At 69.8% G+C, this 17,438-nt stretch carries 17 protein-coding genes; 7 read left to right on the top strand and 10 right to left on the bottom strand.

Going from position 1 to position 17,438, the window contains the following annotated elements:
- Positions 1–204 precede the first annotated feature (204 nt).
- A complete protein-coding gene (locus ACWED2_RS09215; RefSeq protein WP_449689934.1) occupies positions 205–2,091 on the bottom strand; it encodes a hypothetical protein in 1,887 nt (628 codons plus the stop codon).
- A gap of 477 nt (positions 2,092–2,568) precedes the next feature.
- On the opposite strand from ACWED2_RS09215, the gene ACWED2_RS09210 reads away from it, so the two are divergent.
- A complete protein-coding gene (locus tag ACWED2_RS09210; RefSeq protein WP_449690129.1) occupies positions 2,569–3,198 on the top strand; it encodes an amidohydrolase family protein in 630 nt (209 codons plus the stop codon).
- A gap of 29 nt (positions 3,199–3,227) precedes the next feature.
- Here ACWED2_RS09210 and ACWED2_RS09205 read toward each other — a convergent pair whose 3' ends face one another.
- The 3 genes from ACWED2_RS09205 to ACWED2_RS09195 all read right to left on the bottom strand — a co-directional run bounded on the left by ACWED2_RS09205 (position 3,228) and on the right by ACWED2_RS09195 (position 5,809).
- Positions 3,228–4,019, bottom strand: coding sequence for a hypothetical protein (locus tag ACWED2_RS09205; RefSeq protein WP_449689933.1), 792 nt, complete (start codon positions 4,017–4,019; stop codon positions 3,228–3,230).
- 142 nt (positions 4,020–4,161) lie between these two features.
- Complete coding sequence (locus ACWED2_RS09200) at positions 4,162–4,749, bottom strand: TetR/AcrR family transcriptional regulator (RefSeq protein WP_449689932.1); 588 nt, start codon at positions 4,747–4,749, stop codon at positions 4,162–4,164.
- 46 nt (positions 4,750–4,795) lie between these two features.
- The gene (locus tag ACWED2_RS09195) at positions 4,796–5,809 is read right to left on the bottom strand and encodes an NADP-dependent oxidoreductase (RefSeq protein ID WP_449689931.1); all 1,014 of its coding nucleotides are present in this window, start codon (positions 5,807–5,809) and stop codon (positions 4,796–4,798) included.
- Between the two features lie 210 nt (positions 5,810–6,019).
- On the opposite strand from ACWED2_RS09195, the gene ACWED2_RS09190 reads away from it, so the two are divergent.
- Positions 6,020–6,862, top strand: coding sequence for an alpha/beta fold hydrolase (locus ACWED2_RS09190; protein ID WP_449689930.1), 843 nt, complete (start codon positions 6,020–6,022; stop codon positions 6,860–6,862).
- Positions 6,863–6,866: 4 nt separating this feature from the next.
- Here ACWED2_RS09190 and ACWED2_RS09185 read toward each other — a convergent pair whose 3' ends face one another.
- Both ACWED2_RS09185 and ACWED2_RS09180 read right to left on the bottom strand, forming a co-directional pair.
- Positions 6,867–7,541, bottom strand: coding sequence for a TetR/AcrR family transcriptional regulator (locus tag ACWED2_RS09185; protein WP_449689929.1), 675 nt, complete (start codon positions 7,539–7,541; stop codon positions 6,867–6,869).
- 100 nt (positions 7,542–7,641) lie between these two features.
- A complete protein-coding gene (locus ACWED2_RS09180; RefSeq protein ID WP_449689928.1) occupies positions 7,642–8,220 on the bottom strand; it encodes a PadR family transcriptional regulator in 579 nt (192 codons plus the stop codon).
- An 85-nt stretch (positions 8,221–8,305) separates the two neighbouring features.
- Here ACWED2_RS09180 and ACWED2_RS09175 point away from each other — a divergent pair, with 85 nt between their 5' ends.
- The 3 genes from ACWED2_RS09175 to ACWED2_RS09165 all read left to right on the top strand — a co-directional run bounded on the left by ACWED2_RS09175 (position 8,306) and on the right by ACWED2_RS09165 (position 10,379).
- Positions 8,306–9,097: an SGNH/GDSL hydrolase family protein gene (locus tag ACWED2_RS09175; protein ID WP_449689927.1), complete on the top strand. Its 792-nt coding sequence runs from the start codon at positions 8,306–8,308 to the stop codon at positions 9,095–9,097.
- Between the two features lie 155 nt (positions 9,098–9,252).
- On the top strand, positions 9,253–9,714 hold the full coding sequence (locus ACWED2_RS09170) for a VOC family protein (protein ID WP_449689926.1): 462 nt from the start codon (positions 9,253–9,255) through the stop codon (positions 9,712–9,714).
- 104 nt (positions 9,715–9,818) lie between these two features.
- Positions 9,819–10,379, top strand: coding sequence for an SRPBCC domain-containing protein (locus tag ACWED2_RS09165; RefSeq protein ID WP_449689925.1), 561 nt, complete (start codon positions 9,819–9,821; stop codon positions 10,377–10,379).
- Positions 10,380–10,458: 79 nt separating this feature from the next.
- Here the strand turns inward: ACWED2_RS09165 and ACWED2_RS09160 are convergent, their stop codons facing one another.
- The 3 genes from ACWED2_RS09160 to ACWED2_RS09150 all read right to left on the bottom strand — a co-directional run bounded on the left by ACWED2_RS09160 (position 10,459) and on the right by ACWED2_RS09150 (position 14,897).
- Positions 10,459–13,563 (bottom strand): tetratricopeptide repeat protein, encoded by a 3,105-nt coding sequence (locus tag ACWED2_RS09160; RefSeq protein ID WP_449689924.1) that lies wholly within the window; start codon positions 13,561–13,563, stop codon positions 10,459–10,461.
- A gap of 13 nt (positions 13,564–13,576) precedes the next feature.
- A complete protein-coding gene (locus ACWED2_RS09155) occupies positions 13,577–13,906 on the bottom strand; it encodes a trypco2 family protein (RefSeq protein ID WP_449689923.1) in 330 nt (109 codons plus the stop codon).
- A 127-nt stretch (positions 13,907–14,033) separates the two neighbouring features.
- Entirely contained in the window at positions 14,034–14,897 is an 864-nt protein-coding gene (locus ACWED2_RS09150) for a LysR family transcriptional regulator (protein ID WP_449689922.1), read from the bottom strand.
- A 166-nt stretch (positions 14,898–15,063) separates the two neighbouring features.
- Here ACWED2_RS09150 and ACWED2_RS09145 point away from each other — a divergent pair, with 166 nt between their 5' ends.
- Positions 15,064–15,801 (top strand): alpha/beta hydrolase, encoded by a 738-nt coding sequence (locus ACWED2_RS09145; protein WP_449689921.1) that lies wholly within the window; start codon positions 15,064–15,066, stop codon positions 15,799–15,801.
- Positions 15,798–16,241 (top strand): ester cyclase, encoded by a 444-nt coding sequence (locus tag ACWED2_RS09140; protein ID WP_449689920.1) that lies wholly within the window; start codon positions 15,798–15,800, stop codon positions 16,239–16,241. The genes ACWED2_RS09145 and ACWED2_RS09140 overlap by 4 nt, the downstream gene beginning before the upstream one ends.
- A 291-nt stretch (positions 16,242–16,532) precedes the next feature.
- Here the strand turns inward: ACWED2_RS09140 and ACWED2_RS09135 are convergent, their stop codons facing one another.
- Positions 16,533–17,378, bottom strand: coding sequence for a HEAT repeat domain-containing protein (locus ACWED2_RS09135; RefSeq protein WP_449689919.1), 846 nt, complete (start codon positions 17,376–17,378; stop codon positions 16,533–16,535).
- Positions 17,379–17,438 lie beyond the last annotated feature (60 nt).

Genomic DNA, 17,438 nt, shown 5'->3' with positions numbered 1-17,438 from the left:
CGACATCTGGTGTAGGACACATGACCCCAGCCTGGGAACCGACCAGCCTGCGGACGTTCGGGCAGGTTTCGCAGCCCGAAGGGGTAGCCTTCGGGGCACAACGCCCTCTTCTGCCGCTGACCGGCTGACCATCGGATGCGCGCTCACGCCGGCTTGGCTCGGCAACCTCTCGGCGACTGGGCACCATCGGTCGGTGGCAACGCACTACACGACGCACCCTCGCGAGGCTGGCGGAAAGCGTCGGTCGACCGATGCCTCCTCGAATGTGAAGCCCGGGTCGACCCAGTAGTCGGAGTGGCCGACAATACCGTTGTCCAGCCTGATATTCACGATTTCCGGTGATGCGTTTCTCTCCCCGGAAAGGTTCGGCGCCGTGTCGTCCGAATCTTCGCTCGGAGTGGGCAGTGCCGTGGCGATGGGGTCGCTGTCGCGCCAGTAGTTCGTCCAGTCGACCACATTGGAACGAACCTTGACGAAGAGGTCTTCGCTGAAATGCAACGGGAAGTACGAGCCGTAAAGGGAGGCCAGGGGCGAACCGCAGGTGACCAGGTGAATGGGCAGCGGAGCTTTCGACTTGGCCGCAAGCCAGGCGCACAGGACGCTGCCCTGGCTGTGCCCAGCCAGTACGACGTTCTCACGTTCTCCGGCGGCGGCTTGCGACGTATGCCGGGCGACGACCTGCCGGATTCCCGTGACGATGTCCTCGCGGTAGGACTGACCGGCCAGTGGGTGGGTGGTGACCGGCCAGAAGCCGAGAATGTCCGCAATCATGCCGAACACCTTGCGAACGGTGGGTGACCGGCGCCCGAGGAGGAGGAATGCCAGCGTCGCCGCTGCCAGGAGATGGGTCACGGTGATCGCCGCCGAGTACCACCAGCCCAGGGCACGGTCAGGATGGAACACCCAGTAGTGCAGCGCCAGAGCCTCTCCGATGAACAGGGCGAACGCGGCCGCGAGCGTCCACGGCAGCACCTTGGGCAGATGCAGCACCAGCCAACGTGTAGAGAGCTTTGCGCCGCGCATCCTGTGCACCAGCAACACCAACGCGAGAGCCAGTGCCAGCGCCACGACGGCTGCGAACCCATACGTGGCCACAATGTCGGGCAGGAAAACCGGCACTCGGCTCTCGTCGAACACGAGGAGCACCCGCTCGCACGGAGGGAGCGTTGACTGTCCGATGGGCGCCGGCAGGTCGCAGCGGGCCATCGGCCGTCCGGCAAGCGACTGCACCGCCGGGTACCGGTGGAAGTAGGCGAGCACCCAATCCACGCCAAGTCGAAGCAGGGACCCGGTGACGTGGATCCACAGAAGACTCATGGCTATGACGAGCGAAGCTCCCGAGCCCGGCGACACCTTCAACCGCCGAACGGATTTCGGATGGCCGGCGGCCGACAGACACCAGGCCACGCCCGCGAACAAAAGCATCAGCACACTGGAGCCTATGACGACGGTGGTCACGAAATCCCAGTCGGCCGGCACCCCGCAGACGTCACGGACGGGCTCGCAGGCGTCCGGCAGGATGTCCGGAGCCACCACCCGAGCAGCCGGCCGCCAAAACACCAACGCCACGGAATAGCTCAGCACAACGGCGACGTGGGAGTGACCGATCAATTTGTTGTAGTCCGAGTCACGACGCCCCAGGCTTCGGATGCGAGCGCACATAAGGATAACTACCACGACAGCAGCCACCATGAGAGTCCACCGTGTGACCGACGCGGTCACCTGCCACGGAAGCCGTTTGACGACCGTCTCCAGAATGGCGAGAGCCCAGGTCGTGACCGCGATTGTCAGCACGAACCCGCTCAGGATCACGACCGCACCGAACACCCGCCGCCGCGCCGTGCCCACAGGGCCCATCTCGCCGGCGACGTTGAGCAGCGTGAACGGCAGCGCGAGGTACCAGAGGAAGCCGGCCTTGCGCCGGCTGGTGCGCGACCAGTTCACCAGCCGCACCGCATGGTCGGGCAGCTTGTGAGTCTTGAACTCCTCGACCGAACTCCCCGGGTTGTCATTCACCGGCGGAAGGGATCCCAGCGCGCTGGACGGCGCGTGGTCTCCGATTCCATGGACCCGTATTTCCACGGTCGCCATGGGGGCCTCCTTCCGCTCGGCGGACCACACTTCAGTGTCGGGAAGTAGCAGTCGGTAACAAGAGTCGTCCGAATGCGCACCCCTGTTACAGCGATCGGGTGTATCCGCCGCGTCACAGGGTCGAGCAAGAGTTAGCTTTCCCCGGCTGGGTTCCTGTCGCGATCGGCCGGATTGCCCACCTGCACAGCCGCAGGGCCGATCCCGCGAGTTGCGTTCCAGCTCCCGCAGTAAGCATGTCGGGTAGCAGAACCGGCTCCACACACGGAAAGTCCTTATCGCGGGGTTTGGGTTCCCTTCCCGAAGGATGCGGCCCGGTACCGCCCTTTGTCTGAGGAAGCACCATCAGCGCCGCACGGGACCCGGGTCCTGGCACAATGGACTTGTGTCTGATGCTCCGTTGCCAGGTTCCGACGCGGGCTCCCCACCACGGCCGATCCCCGCTACGTCCCGGACTACGACGCCACGCCCGACGACTACCTGACACTGCTCGACGAACACGGGATCGCGGGCGCCCTGCTCGTCCAGCCCTGCTTTCTCGGCGCGGACAACCGGTTCCTGCTGGCCTGCCTGCGCCGCCACCCCGACCGCTTCCGCGCGGTGGTCGTCCTGAACGGTCCCCACGACCTGGCGCCGCTCTCGATCGACGGCGTCGGCGGGATACGCCTCAACCTCATCGGCCGGGCCGTTCCCGAGCTCACCGCCCCCGCCTGGCGGCACCTGGGTGCCGAACTCGCCCGCCGTGGCCAGCACCTCGAGGTCCAAGCCCGCGACGAGCAGTGGACAGCGTTGGCTCCCGCGCTCCGGCACTGGCCGTCCCCGGTCGTGTTCGACCACCTCGGACTCTCCTCGCCGAAGCCGGACCCCACCGGCTGCTCTGGGGCAGCGACTGGCCCTGGACCCCCACGAGCACGACCGAACCTATTCCGCGTGCCTCACCTGGCTGGAAGACCACGTCGACCGGCGAACTCCGCACGCCGTCGTCGCCCACAACGCGGCCAGGCTCCTGCGCTGGTCGCCGGCACCGCTCCCCGCCGCGACGCGCCACGCCGGGTCCTGAGCAAGGTGCTCGGGCCCGCGCACTGCGGCACCCGCGCGGGCGATGGATGACCGCCACACACCCGCAGCAGTCGTGCGGGCTACGCCGGGTTCTCGGCGACGGCGAGGTAGTCCGTGTAGATCTGCGGTGAGCCCGAGAACGAGGCCAGCTGCTTCCACTCCTCGTACATCTGCTTGGTGTCGCGGTGGGCGGCCGCAAACGCCGCGGCCTCGCCGGTGGCGATGTCGCGCTCGGGGTAGAAGACGTCCAGCGCCTCCAGGCCCGCGATCTCCATCATCATCACGTACTGGTCGAGGCGGTTGCCCCGCTCGCCCTTGAGCACGTGGAACCGCCAGTCCGGGTAGTCGTCGATCCGGTGGTGGTTCTCGGCGATGAAGCGGTCGAACACCTCCTCGGTCACCCCGGCGCGCAACGCCAGGTTGTGGATCCCGATGACCCGGGCGACGGGCTCCTCCCCCGGGCGGTCGCGGTAGCGGGGGCCGGGCGTGACCGTGCTCCGCGGATTGTCGGCCAGCAGCCGGTAGTCGGTGAACAACGTCGGCAGCTCGGCGAACGTGCCCAGCCGCCGCCACCGCGCCAGCACCTCCTCCGCCTCCGGGTGCCGCGCCCAGAACTGCCGGGCGAGCTCGGTCTGCTCACCGCGGGCCGTGACGTAGCGGTCGCGCTGCTCGGCGCTGTCGATTTCGTACAACATCAGGTACTGCCCGGTCCGCTCTCCGCGCAACCCGCGCAGCAGAGTCCACCGCCACCCCGGGTACAAGGGCAGGTGAACGCCTTCGCCACGCACGAAGGTCTCGAATTCTTCCGGGGTGACACCGGCCTCGGTGTCGATGGCGATGTACTGGAAGGTGAACACCGACGAGCGTCCCATTGCGTCCAATCCTCGGGCCGGGAAAGGGCTCGCGCGTCCGACAAGCACGACTCCCCTGCACCACATCCTGCCCGCTCCGGAGCGACGGCGCCCGCGAGCCGGTACCCGAAAGTCACCACCGTGTCCCGGTCGAGGCGAGTACTCAGCCGGCCCGCCGCACGCCGTCGAAGATCGCGAGGGCGTTCCGGATGCCCTGTTCCAGTAGCTCGTCGGCCAGCTGCCGGTCGGTGAGGGCGCGGGAAAGCTGCATCGTCCCGACCATCATCGCGTAGACGCTGAGCGTCGTGGTCCGGGCCGACTGCGGGTCCTCCGGCGCGAGGCGGGCGGCCATGTCGTCCATGATGCCCAGCACACCCTCGGTATACGCCTGCTTCGTCGATTCCGCGCAGCGGCCGATCTCGTCCAGCAGCGCGGCGGACGGGCAGCCCTCGCCCGGGTTGTCGCGGTGTTCGGGCGAAAGGTAGGAGCGCACGATCTGCTCGACTCCCGCCTGTCCCGGCGCCACCGCGGCGAGCTGCTCACGCTGGTCGGCCAGCTGATCCGTGACGGCCGTCGCGACCAGGTCCTCCTTGGACTCGAAGTGAGCGTAGAACGCGCCGTTGGTCAGCCCGGCATCCTTCATGAGCGTGGCGACGCCGGAGCCGTCGATGCCGTCACGCTTGAGCCGGCGACCGGCCGTCTCGACGATCCGGCGTCTCGTCTCCAGCTTGTGCTCTTTCGCGTATCGCACCACTTCGCACGCTCCTCGATGCTCCCGTTGCCAGTACGACCGTACGCTAAAATTCGGCGCTTTCGGACACGACGACGACCTTGCCCGCCTTCGTGCGCCCTTGCTCGACGTGGGCCAGCGCCTCGAGCGTCTCGGAGAACGGGAACGTCCGGTCGATGACCGGGCGGAGTACGCCCTTGTCGTAGAGGACACCGAGGTCGCGAAGCTGGGAACCGTCGGCTCGCATGAAGAAGAACTCGTACCGCACCCCCAGGGCCTTGGCCTGCTTGCGCACCTTGCGGCTGAGGAAGTTCATGGCCGCGCCCAAGAAGAACGGGGCGCCGAGCTGCCGGGCGAACCCGGCGTCCGGCGGGCCGGCGACGCCGATCGCGAGGCCGCCGGGCTTCAGCACGGTCAGCGACTTCTCCAGGTTCGCCCCACCCAGGGCATCCAGCACCAGGTCGTAGCCGGACAGCACCGTCGAGAAGTCTTCCCGGGTGTAGTCGACCACGACGTCGGCGCCGAGACCACGGACCAGGTCGATCGTCGGCGTGCTCACGGTGGTCGCCACCGAGGCCCCGAGGTGCTTGGCGAGCTGGATGACCGTCGAGCCGAGGCCGCCCGCGCCCGCGTGGACCAGCACCTTCTGCCCCGGCCGCACGTTCGCCCGCTCGACGAGGATCTGCCAGGCGGCCAGCGCCACCAGCGGCACCGCGGCCGCCTCGTGCAGCGTCAGCGACTCCGGCCTGGGCGCGACGTCGTCCTGGTCGATCGCGATGTATTCCGCGAACCCGCCGATCCGCAGATCACGCGGACGGGCGTAGATCTCGTCGCCGACCCGGAAACCCCGCACGGCCGGACCGACCTCCGTCACGACGCCGGCCACGTCGTGGCCCAGCACGAACGGCGTCTGGTACTTCAGGAGCTGCTTGAACTCCCCGTTGCGCACCATCTTGTCGAGGGGGTTGACGCTCGTGGCGTGCACCCGGACGAGGACGTCGCGGACCCCGACCGCGGGCACGGGTACCTCCGCGGCGCGCACGGTGTCCTTGCCGTACTTCTCGACGACGAATGCCTTCATCTCAGCCCCCGCACGCCGCGCGCGTCAAGACGAGCCGCCTACCTGCTAAGTCTCGTTTCATGACGGACAATGTAACTTCGTTACAGTCGGGCAGCAACCTTCCACCAGGCCGCCACCTATGTAATTACGGTCATAATTCAATCCTCTTGCGACCCAGACCCAGCGCGGCTTATGGTCGTACGGTCATAATCCAAAGCGTTGGGAACCACGATGACCACCATCACGCGCTACCAGGACGCACCCACCAAGACCATCGACGTCAACGGCGTCACGTACGCCTACCGGCAGCTCGGCCCGGACGGCGGCACGCCGGTGATCTTCCTCAACCACCTGGCCGCGGTGCTGGACAACTGGGACCCTCGCGTCGTCGACGGCATCGCCGCACACCACCGGGTGATCACCTTCGACAACCGGGGAGTCGGCGCGTCCACCGGCACGACGCCGAAGAGCATCCAGGCGATGGCGGCCGACGCGGTCACCTTCATCCGGGCGCTGGGGCTGACCGAGGTCGACATCCTCGGCTTCTCCATGGGCGGCATGGTCGCCCAGGTGATCGCCCAGCAGGAGCCGCAGCTGATCCGCAGGCTGATCCTCGCCGGGACGGGCCCCGCCGGTGGCGAGGGCATCAAGAACGTCACCAAGCTGTCGCACCTGGACACCGTCCGCGGACTGTTCACGTTCCAGGACCCGAAGCAGTTCCTGTTCTTCACCAGGACCGCGAACGGGCGCCGCGCGGGCAAGGAGTTCCTGGCCCGGCTGAAGGAACGCACGAACGACCGGGACAAGGCGATCGCCCTCAAGTCCTACTTCGCGCAGCTCGCGGCCATCCACAAGTGGGGACTGGAGAAGCCGTCCGATCTCTCCGTCGTCAAGGTGCCCGTGCTCGTCGCCAACGGCGACAACGACAGGATGGTGCCGACGGAGAACTCGACCGACCTGGCCCGGCGCCTGCCGAACGCCGAGCTGGTGATCTACCCCGACGGCGGGCACGGCGGCATCTTCCAGTACCACGAGGAGTTCGTCCCCCAGGCCCTCGAATTCCTGGGGCGGTGACGTCCTAGGCGCTTGCCGCCACGCGGTTCAGCACCGCGTGGTGCGAGGCTTCGGCCCGCTCCCGCGTGTCGCCGAGCGCGACCGCGAAGTTGACCCCCAGCGGCAGCAGGACCTCGGTGACCGGATCGGCGAACTCGGCGAAGTGCTCGGCCAGCTCGAGCGTGACGTAGCCGTGCACGAAGCTCCACAGCTGCGCGGCGACCACCTCGGGGTCCTGGGCCTGCACCCGGCCGGTGTCCACCAGCCGGGCACAGGCCCGGGTGACGTGCCGGTGGGCGCCCCGGAACGCTGCCGAACGCCCGCTCCGCCGCGTCTCCGGCTCGGCGAGCGGCCGGTAGGTCGACCGCGTCGACAGACCGAACATCAGGTCGTAGAGGTGCGGGTTCTCCCGCGCGACCCGGCGGCAGGCCAGGGCCATCGCGAACAGGTCCGCCACCGGGTCGTCGGTCACCGGCAACTCGGCGAACACCCGGTCCAGTTCCCGGAACCCGTGATCGGCGACCGCGGCGACCAGCTCGGCGATCCCGCCGAAGTGGTGGTAGACCGTCGACGTCGTCAGCCCGATCGCGGACGCCACCGTCCGCGCCTTGATCGCGGCCGGCCCCTGCTCGGCCAGCAGGCCGATCGTGGCCTGCACCAGCCGCTCCGGCACCCCGCCCGCCGTCGCATCCCCTGACATGGTCCCCATCGTCGCACCCGATTCCGCCCCGCGGCCGACACCTCCGCGCCCGCGGCACTCGCCACGATACTGTAACCTCGTTACGATCTGCGTAACTTCGTTACATCGGGCGGGGGCCTCCCTGCCGAGTCGCCCGATCACGCAGGAGCGCGGCAGCCTGCACCGACCAGTCGTGGTGTTCCTGCTCGAACCGCCGACCGCGCAAGCACGTCAGATAGGGCCCGATCGGAGACCCGTGACGCAGGTAGGTCTCCTCGTCGAGATCCCCGCGCAACCGCCGCAGGATCTTGTCGAGGATCTCCACCTTGGCCGCGGCCGCCGCGGCTCGTTGCTCCAGTTGCGCGATCACCGGTGCCGCGTCGACGTGGTCGACGGCTTGGACCTTGACCAGCAGGTCGTCGCGGATGAACGACGGCTTGCCCGCGGCGGCGGCGAACTGCGCCAGTTCCGCGAGGCCGGCGTCGGTGACCACGAACAGCCGCTTGGTGGGACGGGTTCGCTGGACCACCTCCCGGCCGCTGATCAACCCGTCCTGCTCGAGCTTGGCCAGCTCCAGGTAGAGCTGCTGCGGCCGGGCGTACCAGAAATTGGCGACACCCACGTCGAACGCCTTGGCCAGCTCGTAGCCGCTGTACTCACCGGACAGCAACGCCGCGAGCACCGCATGCCGCAGACTCACCGGCCCATCTCCTCCTCGTCGACGTGGGGGCAAGCCCATCATAGGCATGGTTATGATTAGTCAACATTATGACTAGGAGGATGGCGTGACAGTCAGCGGCAAGTACCTGCGCTACGTCGCCTTGGGCGACAGCCAAACCGAAGGCGTCGGTGACGGTGACGACATCGTGGGCCTCCGGGGATGGGCCGACCGGCTCGCCGAACACCTCACCATCCACAACCCCGACCTCCAGTACGCCAACCTCGCCGTCCGCGGCCGCCGCGCGGGCGAAGTCCGGTCCGAGCAACTCGAGCCGGCTCTGGCCCTGCGCCCCGACCTGGCCACCGTCGTCGCCGGAGTCAACGACCTGCTCCGGCTCCGGGCCGAACCCGCCACGGTCGCCGGTCACCTGGAAGCGATGTTCGCCGCCCTCACCGGCTCCGGCGCCCGCGTGGCGACCCTGACCTTCCCCGACCTCACCAGGATCATCCCCCTCGCCCGCCCGGTCCGCTCCCGCATCCTCGACATCAACGACCGCATCCGCGCCGCAGCCGCCCGGCACGGCGTCGCCGTCGCGGAAATCGCCCGCCACCCCTCCGTCGCCGACCGCCGCTTCTGGAGCGAAGACCGGCTGCACTGCAGCCCCCTCGGACACCAACTGATCGCCGACGCGGTCGCGCACGCCCTGCAGCTGCCGGGCAGCAACGATTCCTGGAACCAACCTCCACCCCCGCTGCCCACCCCACTGTCAACGCCATGGCGCGCCACCGCCGAACTGCGTTGGGCAGCCACCTTTCTCCGCCCCTGGCTCGGCAGGCGCCTGCGCGGCCAGTCCTCCGGGGACCAGCGCACGGCCAAACACCCTCAGCTCCACCGCATCGAGGGACCGCGGAGTTGAGCCTCGGCGGCCAGCAACCTGTCCCCGGCTCCACTTGCCGACGAGCCGATCACGCCACGTGAGTCCGGGTCACGACGAAATCGAGGACCGCACCTGTCCGCTTCCGGTGGCAGGGTGGGGTGACACAGCCCGACAACGACCCGCGGAGAACTTCGATGAGCCGACACGTCCAGGTCACCTTCGACGCCCACGACCCACGCGCGCTCTCGGCGTTCTGGCGCGAGGTGCTGGACTACGTGCACCCGGCGCCGCCCGGCGTCGAGCTCCCCGAGGGCGCCGACCCCTTCGCCGCGTGGGACGAGTTCCTCGAGCGGGTCGGTGTGCCGGAAGAGCAGCGCAACAGCCGCTCCGCCGTCGAAGACCCCGACGGTCACGGGCCACGCCTGTTCTTCCAGCAGGTCCCGGAGGACAAGACCGCGAAAAACCGGGTCCACCTCGACGTCCGGGCCGCCCCGGGCCTGCAGGGCGACGAGCGGATGGCGGCGCTCGAAGCGGAGTGCGAACGGCTGCTCGCCCTCGGCGCGACCCGGGTCCGCCGCTTCGAACCGGAGCCGCCGCTCAGCGCCGGGTTCATCGTGATGGCCGACCCCGAAGGCAACGAGTTCTGCCTCGATTGACCGCGGCGCGGTAACCTGGCTTGTCGACCGTTTCGCGAAGCGCCCGGCGCCCGGCAAGCGCGCCACCTGGCAGTGCTGACGCCGACCACCCCGGAAGGCGAGCAATGACTGGAGCGGAAGAGTTTCCCAGTACCAGCCTCAGTTCCACGATCTACCTGCGCGCGGAACCTCTCCAGGTGTGGCACGCACTGACTGCTCCTGACGTGGTGCCGCTGTGGCGCTTCGGCATGTCGCTGCGGTCCGACTGGCAGCCGTGCTCCGTCGTGCGGAGCACGAATCCGCACGGCACGGGCGTCGTCCACACCGTGATACCGCCGTACCTCCTGACCTACAGCTGGAGCAAAGCCAGCGACACCGAAAGCAGCGGCGAGCACCTGTCCACGGTTTCCTTCGAGCTCGAGCCGGTCGGCGAGACCACCCAGCTGACGGTCCGGGCCAGCCACTTCGACCAGTACGGCACCTTCATCGACCTCGCCCAGCCCGAATGGCCGATGATGCTGTCCAGCCTGAAGAGCCTGCTGGAAACCGGCCGGCCCCTGCGGTATTCGCCCGCACCGGGCGACCACCCGCCCAGAGATCGCGCGCCGACAGGGGTCCCTTCGCCTCGTTCGGCGTGGGCCACCAAACTGACCAGGAAATGGTTGCACCGCCCGGAATCCGGGTGATCGACCCGGTCGCGAATGCACCGGACCGGAGAGCAGGGAATTGAGAGAGGAGATGCCGGCAGCCACCACGCGGGCTGACTCAAGCCTCCGTCAGCAGGCGATCGAGCGCATCCCGGTAGGACTTGAAACCGTCCCGATGGACGGCTGGGTGGTGTTCGGCGAGCTGCTGGGCGATGTCGACGGCTTCGCGCATTGCGGCCACAGCCTCCTCAAGTCGGCCCGTTTCACGTAGCCGGTTCGAGAGGTTGTTGAGGGCGGCGGCGAGGTTGGGCAGGTGGGCACCGGGGTACTGCTCGGCGAGCCGGCGGTAGGCCTCGACGGCTTCGCCGATCGCGGCCAAGGCCTCGTCGCGCCGCCCCAGGCGGCCGAGCCGGTTGGAGAGGTTGTTGAGACTGCCGGCGAGCTCGGGCAGGTGGGCATCCGGGTGCCGCTCGACCAGCCGGCGATAGACCTCGACGGCTTCGCGGCCGGCAGCGACCGCTTCGTCGTTCCGCCCGACATCACCCAGCCGGACCGAGAAAGCGTTGAGGCTCCTGGCCAGGCCGGGCAGGTGGGCGTCGGGGTGTTGCTCGACGAGCCTGCGGCGAATGTCGACGGCTTCCCGGACGGCAGCCAGCGCTTCGTCGATCCGGCCCAGATCACCCAGCAAGATCGAGAGGTTGGTCAGGCTCAACGCGAAGTCGGACAGGTGAAGGTCGGGGCGCTGCCCGGCCAGCCGGCGGCGGAGGTCGACCGCTTCCCGGAGGTGGGCCAGTGCCTCGTCGTGCCGGCCGAGACCGCACAGCGCGTTCGAAAGGTTGTTCAGGCTGCCGGCGAGGGTGGGGAGGTTGGCGTCGGGCTGCCGCTCGGTGAGCCTGCGGCGGATGTCGACGGCTTCTCGGATGGCGGTCAAGGCTTCGTGCCGCCGCCCCAGGTCGCCCAAGCCGAGCGAGAGGTTGTTGAGGGTGATGGCGAGGTCGGACAGGTGGCGGCCGGGGTCCTGCTCGGCGAGGCTGCGGCGGATGTCCGCCGCTTCGCGGACGGCAGCCAGTGCCTCCTCACGCCGGCCCAGATCGACCAGGCGGTTGGCGAGGTTGTTCAGGGCGGCCGCGAGGGCGGCGGCATCCTGTTGCGGGTCCCCGAAGGGTGACTGCCGTAGTTTGCCGACCCGGGCGTGGGCGATGGCGACCGCGATGTCGGCCAGTACTTGTGTCTCCTTCGGCACTTCCTCGGACAGCCGGTCGAGGACGGCGATGTCGGTGACCGGATCCGTGATGGCGCGGTCGATGGCTCGCAGGAGAGGCCGGGGCTGTTCGATGCGGGGCGCCGCACGCAAGGCCGGCACGAGCAGCCCGTGGTGGCGATCACAGAGCGCGGCGAGCGCGTCACCGGCGTGCGGGCCGAGTGCCGGGTGCGCGGCGGCTCGGGTGGCCACGGTCAGCAACCGCTCGGCTTCGGCCTCGTCGGCGTGGGCGGCGAGGTGCTCGATGATGCCGGACCGGGCGGTGTTCACCAGCAGACGGCCGATGAGGCGTTCGGCGAGCCGGTCGGGAGCGAGCCCGGCGAAACCGTGGTCTTCGCCGGGATAGAGGTGCAGAAGCCAGTCACGGACGGCGTTCCGCCGGTCACGAGGGAGGTCGGCGACCGCCGGGGCACGAGCGAGGACCGCGGCGAGTTCGTCGGTGGTGGACGGGCCGAGCAGGGCCGTGGCGGCGACGACGTCTTCCAGCGTCGCCGGGCTCAGCCCGAGTTCGTGGGCCTGCGCGGTGGCGGCCCAGTAGCGGCGTTCGTGGGTCAGCAGCCGGTCTTCCGGCCCCGGGCGCCGCGGGTCGTCCTCGTGCGCCGCGGCGGTGTCGAGCAGATCGGCCAGCGCGGTCATCTGGACTGCCAGCACCGTGTTCCCGCTGGTGTCCGGCTCAGCTCGGGCGACGAGGGCAGCCGCCGCCTCCAGCCACGACGCCGGAGCTTGCCCGGGCACCCTGCCGAGCGCGGCGGCGAACGCGGTCACCGCGCTGCGGTAGCTGCGCTGCCGGTCCCCGGCACCGTCGTCCAGCACCGTCAACGCCACCACTCGAGCGGCCTCGGCCAGATCCTGGCTCAGGTCGCCGCCCGCGGGAACGGTGTCGGTCCACCAGGCGCCGGCGGTGCGGGCCAGCAGCAGCACCTTCACCGGCACGCCCCCGGCACGTCGAGACAGCACCTCGACGAGCGCGGCCAGCTGGCCGGTCCGGCTCTCGGCGTAGTCCAGCACCAGCAACGTCGGTACCCGGACTTCGGCCAGCACCTCCAACGAGCTCGCCCGGGCATCGAGCCAGAGCACAGCCCAGCCATCGGAGGCGAGTCGACGGCCGAACTGGTGTGCCAGCCGGGTCTTGCCCTGCCCGCCCGGGCCGTGCAGCAGCCACAGCCCCACCCCCGGCGACCGGGCCCACTCGGCACCATCGGCCAGCACGCCTTCCCGGCCGTGGAACGGGACCACCGCACGCCGCGCGGGCAGCAACCCCGCCGGAGACGACACCGACCCTCCAGGCGCTGCCCTGGAGGGCGCGTCGGCCAGCGGCCACAGCTCGACCGCCTCGCAACTCGGCCCCGCATCACCGGTGTGCGGGGCGAGAACGGAGCTGAATCCCGGATCGCGCAGCAACAACGACACAGGTACCGCTTCCAACGCCGCGTGCGCCCGGCCCGCCGGGTCGGTACTGACGACGCCGACGACCAGGTCGCCGCAGAGCAAGGCCGCCCCCGACATCCCACCCCACGGCGACTCGCCTTCCGGCGGAAAACTCGTCAGCTGCAGCACATAACGTTCACCGACGAGCCGATCACCCGGGTTCAGCTTCCCCGGCACCTGCAGCACATCGATCGGGCGGCCCGGACGCTGCACCAGGTCCGGCACTCCCCACGCCTCGCACACCAATCCCGCGCGGTGCGTCACCGGGCGCCCCCAGACCACGCCACTGCCCTCGACCGGCTGCCAGCCGGGGTCACCGACCGAGACCAGCGCCGCGTCGTCTCGTCCCCCGGGACTGCCGCACCACACCACCGTGCCGGTGAACAGCCCGGGCCGGCCGGGGTGGAACACCGACACCGACGCGCCGGCTTCCGCCACGAGATGGGCGGCGGTGAGCACCAACCGCGGCGCCACCTCGTAGCCCGAGCCCGGACCACCCGGGCCGCCGATCGCGACGACCCTCTCCCACACCATCCCGAACCGCCCGTCAGCGTTCGGTCTGCCCGGACACCTCACCCGGCCCGGCCGGCCGGGCCGGGTCACCCGCGACCAGGAGATCGCCGCCGCCGGGCCGGCGTGGCGTGATCGTCAGCTTCACCTTGTGCGTCCGGCCCTTCGCCAGACCGCCCTCGGCATCCGCCGAGATCACCCACGCTTTGAAGCCGGTCTTCAGCTTGGCCTCACGGCGCAGCTCGACCGCGAACTCCAGCTCGATCGGCCCGACGACGAATTCGAACTCACCGTCGGCCCCGCGCGCCGCGGCCGCCAGCAACTCGTCCCGCACGGACGCCACCGCGTCCGCCAACTCAATCTCCATGACCCGACAGTCGCCGGCCGGGGACCAACCGCTACACCCCGCCGGACAGCGGTCTCTTCGGCGGCTTCCGGGCGAGACCATTGCCGCCGCACGGGGAAAGAGCTCCCACCAGCTCTCCGGCGCCTGATCACGGCTCCTTGCCGCCGGGGCTGGTGAGGTGGCGGCGGGCCATGGCCGCGAAGTGCTGTATCTCCGGCATGGTGCGGTGGCGGGTGTAGGCCAGCGCGACGACAACCGGCTCGGCGTCGTGGATTTCGACGGGCGTGACGTCGTCGCGGTGGTGGTAGCGGGCGACACCGGCGGGCAGGACGCAGAATCCTTCTCCGGCGGCGACGGCTTCCAGCCGTTCCTCGACGGCGACGAGGGGACGCCGGCGGGGTGCGCTGTCGCCGCGCCAGCCCGGCAGTGAACCGGGGTCGTCGACCAGCGGCATGGCGCGCAGGTCCTCCAGCGTCAGCGCGGTGGATCCGGCCAGCGGGGAAGCGGCCGGGACCACGGCCACCCGCGGCACCTCGAACAGTTCGACGTGCCGCAGTTCGCGGGATTCCAGCGGCAGCCACACGAAACTGACGTCCACCGTGCCGTCCAGCAGGTACGGCTCCTGCTCGACGATGGGCACGTAGCGGGCATCGACCGACACGTCCGGGTGGGCGGCGCGGAACTCGGCCAGCAGGTCGGTGAACGGCACCCCGGGCATGAAGCCGATGGTGAACTCATGGCCCAGCCGCGCGGCGGCACGCACCCGGCGTTCGAGGGCGACCGCGGAGGCCAGCAGCGGCACCGCGTCCTCCAGCAGCTGACGGCCGGCGCCGGTGAGGGCCGTGCCGCGGCGGTCGCGGGTGAACAACGTGACGCCGAGGGACTGCTCGAGCGCTTGGATCTGGCGGCTCAGGGCCGGCTGGGTGATGTGGAGCTCCGCGGCGGCTCGGACGTAGCTCTGGCTCTGGGCGACCGCGACGAAGTAGCCGAGCTTCCGGAGGTCGAGGGACATGCCGGGAGCCTATGCCAACCCCATGCCGGTCGAGGTGCCGTTCTCATGCCGGGAAGGCATGAGAACGGCGGAAAGAAGCATTGGCGGGACCGGCCGCCCCCGGGCCAACCTCTGAGGTACCTCCCACTCGGGAGAACGTCACCTCATCTCGATTCAAGGAGCTTTCGTGGGCATCTTCGGCCGCCACCCATCCCCGTCCGCCGACGGGGACAAGCCGACCATCGTGATCGTGCACGGCGCGTTCGCCGACGCCACGGCCTTCGGCGCCGTCGCCGCCGAACTGATCGGCGCGGGCTTCCCGGTCATGGCGGTGGCCAACCCGCTGCGCGACCTGCACACCGACGCCGCCTACGTCCGCTCGGTCCTGGACACCGTCGCCGGGCCGGTGGTCCTGGTCGGGCACTCCTACGCCGGGTCGGTCATCACCCAGGCCGCCGCGGGTGCCGGGAACGTCAAGGCGCTCGTCTACGTCGCCGCCTTCATCCCGCAGGCGGGCGAAAGCTCGGCGGAGCTCAACGGCAGATACCCCGGCTCGCTGCTGACCCCGGACAACCTCGTCCTGGTGCCGACCCCGGACGGCCGCACCGACCTGTACATCAAGCCGGAACGGTACGAAGAGGTCTACGCCGGTGGGCTGAACGCCGAGCAGGTCCGGATCGCCGCGTTCGCCCAGCGGCCCGTCACCAGCGAAGCCCTGGGCGGCGTGGTGTCGGACGTTCCCGCCGAGAACCTCCCGAGGTGGCAGGTCGTCGCCACCGAGGACAACGCGGTCCCCGCCGACCTGCAGCGGTTCCTGGCCGACCGGGCCGGCGCCAAGATCATCGAGGCCGACTGCGGCCACGACGTCGCCGCCGCCCGGCCCGAGCAGGTCGTCGAAGCCGTGCTCGCGGCGGCCGCCGCATGAGCGACGAACCCGTGGTGCCCGGCTGGATCCAGGACTACGTCGACGCCTGCAACCGGCACGACGCCGCGGCGGTGGTCGCGATGATGGCGGAAGACGTGCAGGTGGTCGACACCGCGTTCGGCGGCGAGTTCACCGGCCGCGAAGCGGTGCGCCAGCTCCTGCTCGGCATGGACGCGGGCCTGTCCAGCGACTACCGGTTCACCGTCCGCAAAGTCCTCACGTCGGATGCGGACTACGCGTTCGAATGGGTGCTGTCCGGAACCCACGACCGCGCCAACCCGGCACTCGGGCTGCCCGCCACCGGCAAGGCGTTCGCCGTCCCGGGGCTCACGATCGGCACCCGCCACGACGGCGCGATCACGCAGAACCGGGACTACTGGAACCTCGCCGGCTTCCTGACCCAGGTCGGGCTGATGCCCGCGCTCGCCCGGAGCGCCTGACCGCACCGCCCGCCCGGAGAGCGTGGTTCTTGGTACCGCGCTCTCCGGGCGCCGAAGCCCGCGGCGCGATGCCGCCGCGCCGAACCGAGAAAGCGAAATCGATGAAGCCGTTGTGGCGCCTCGTGAACGAAACGCTCATCGGAGCGGTGATCTCCGCTCTCACCTGCAAGCTGACCGACGGCCGCCGCCGGCTGGATCAGCCCGGTCGACCGGCCCGCCGACCGGCAACCGAACAGCCTTCCCGGTAGCGGAGATCAGTACCGCGGACGTAGGCGGTGGCCGGCGCGCCGGTCAGCCCAGCTTCTTGAGCACCTTGCGGGCCTCGGTCCGGACGTTGTAGACCTCGTTGTCGTCCCAAGTGGACGGAAGATCGGCCAGCAGGGCCCGGATCCGGGGCTTCGCCTCGGTGTGGTTCAGTTTGCCCAGAGCCCGGACGGCCATGTGCGCGACCGAAGGATCGTCCAGCAGGCTCATGGCCACCGCCGCCGCACGGTCGTCCTTCAGCTTCGGCAGCGCGCTGACCAGAGCCGTCCGGGCGCCGCCGTACTTCGCGTCCGTGATGAGGTCCAGGTACTCCTCGGCGACCGCGTGGTCGGCGAACTTGGCCAGGCCCAGGCCGATCACCCAGCGCAGGTTTTCCCGGTCGTACTCCGTGACCTCGTGCCCGGCCGCGGTGCGCAGCTCGGGCAGATCGCGGAACAGCTTGAGGAACACCGGCCGGGCCTGCTTCTTGGCGAAGGCGTAGGACAACGTCCGCACCAGCTCACCCATCAGCGGGAAGTAGTCGGTTCGGTCCAGCCACGCCACCAGCAGCGGCACCTGGGCCTGGTAGTCGAGCTTCTCCCCGTCGAGCCGCAGCTCGTCCAGGTGCGAGACCACCAGGACGGGCAACCCGGCCTCCGCGAGGGAGGCGAGCAGGCCGCTCGCCTCCGCCCGGTACTGCGGCAGGGCGGGGTCGTTCTTGAGCTCGGCGATCCGCTCGGCCTGGAACCCCGGATCGGCGGCGATGCGGTCGACCACCTCGCGGTGCGGCAGCCCCGCGGCGCCGGGGAAGTTCTCGAACGGCGCCGGAGGATTCGCGGGCAGCTCGTAATAGTCCAGGATCGCCCCGGCGACCTCATCCGGAGACGGACGCACCGACTTACCCCCATCGTCAGCTGACTTCACGCACGATGATATTGCCCTGGCCGACGTTCG

It is taken from the genome of Amycolatopsis sp. NPDC005003, assembly GCF_053600695.1.
Note: the sequence above shows the minus strand (reverse complement) of the source record. Positions and strands in the feature narration are given on the sequence as shown.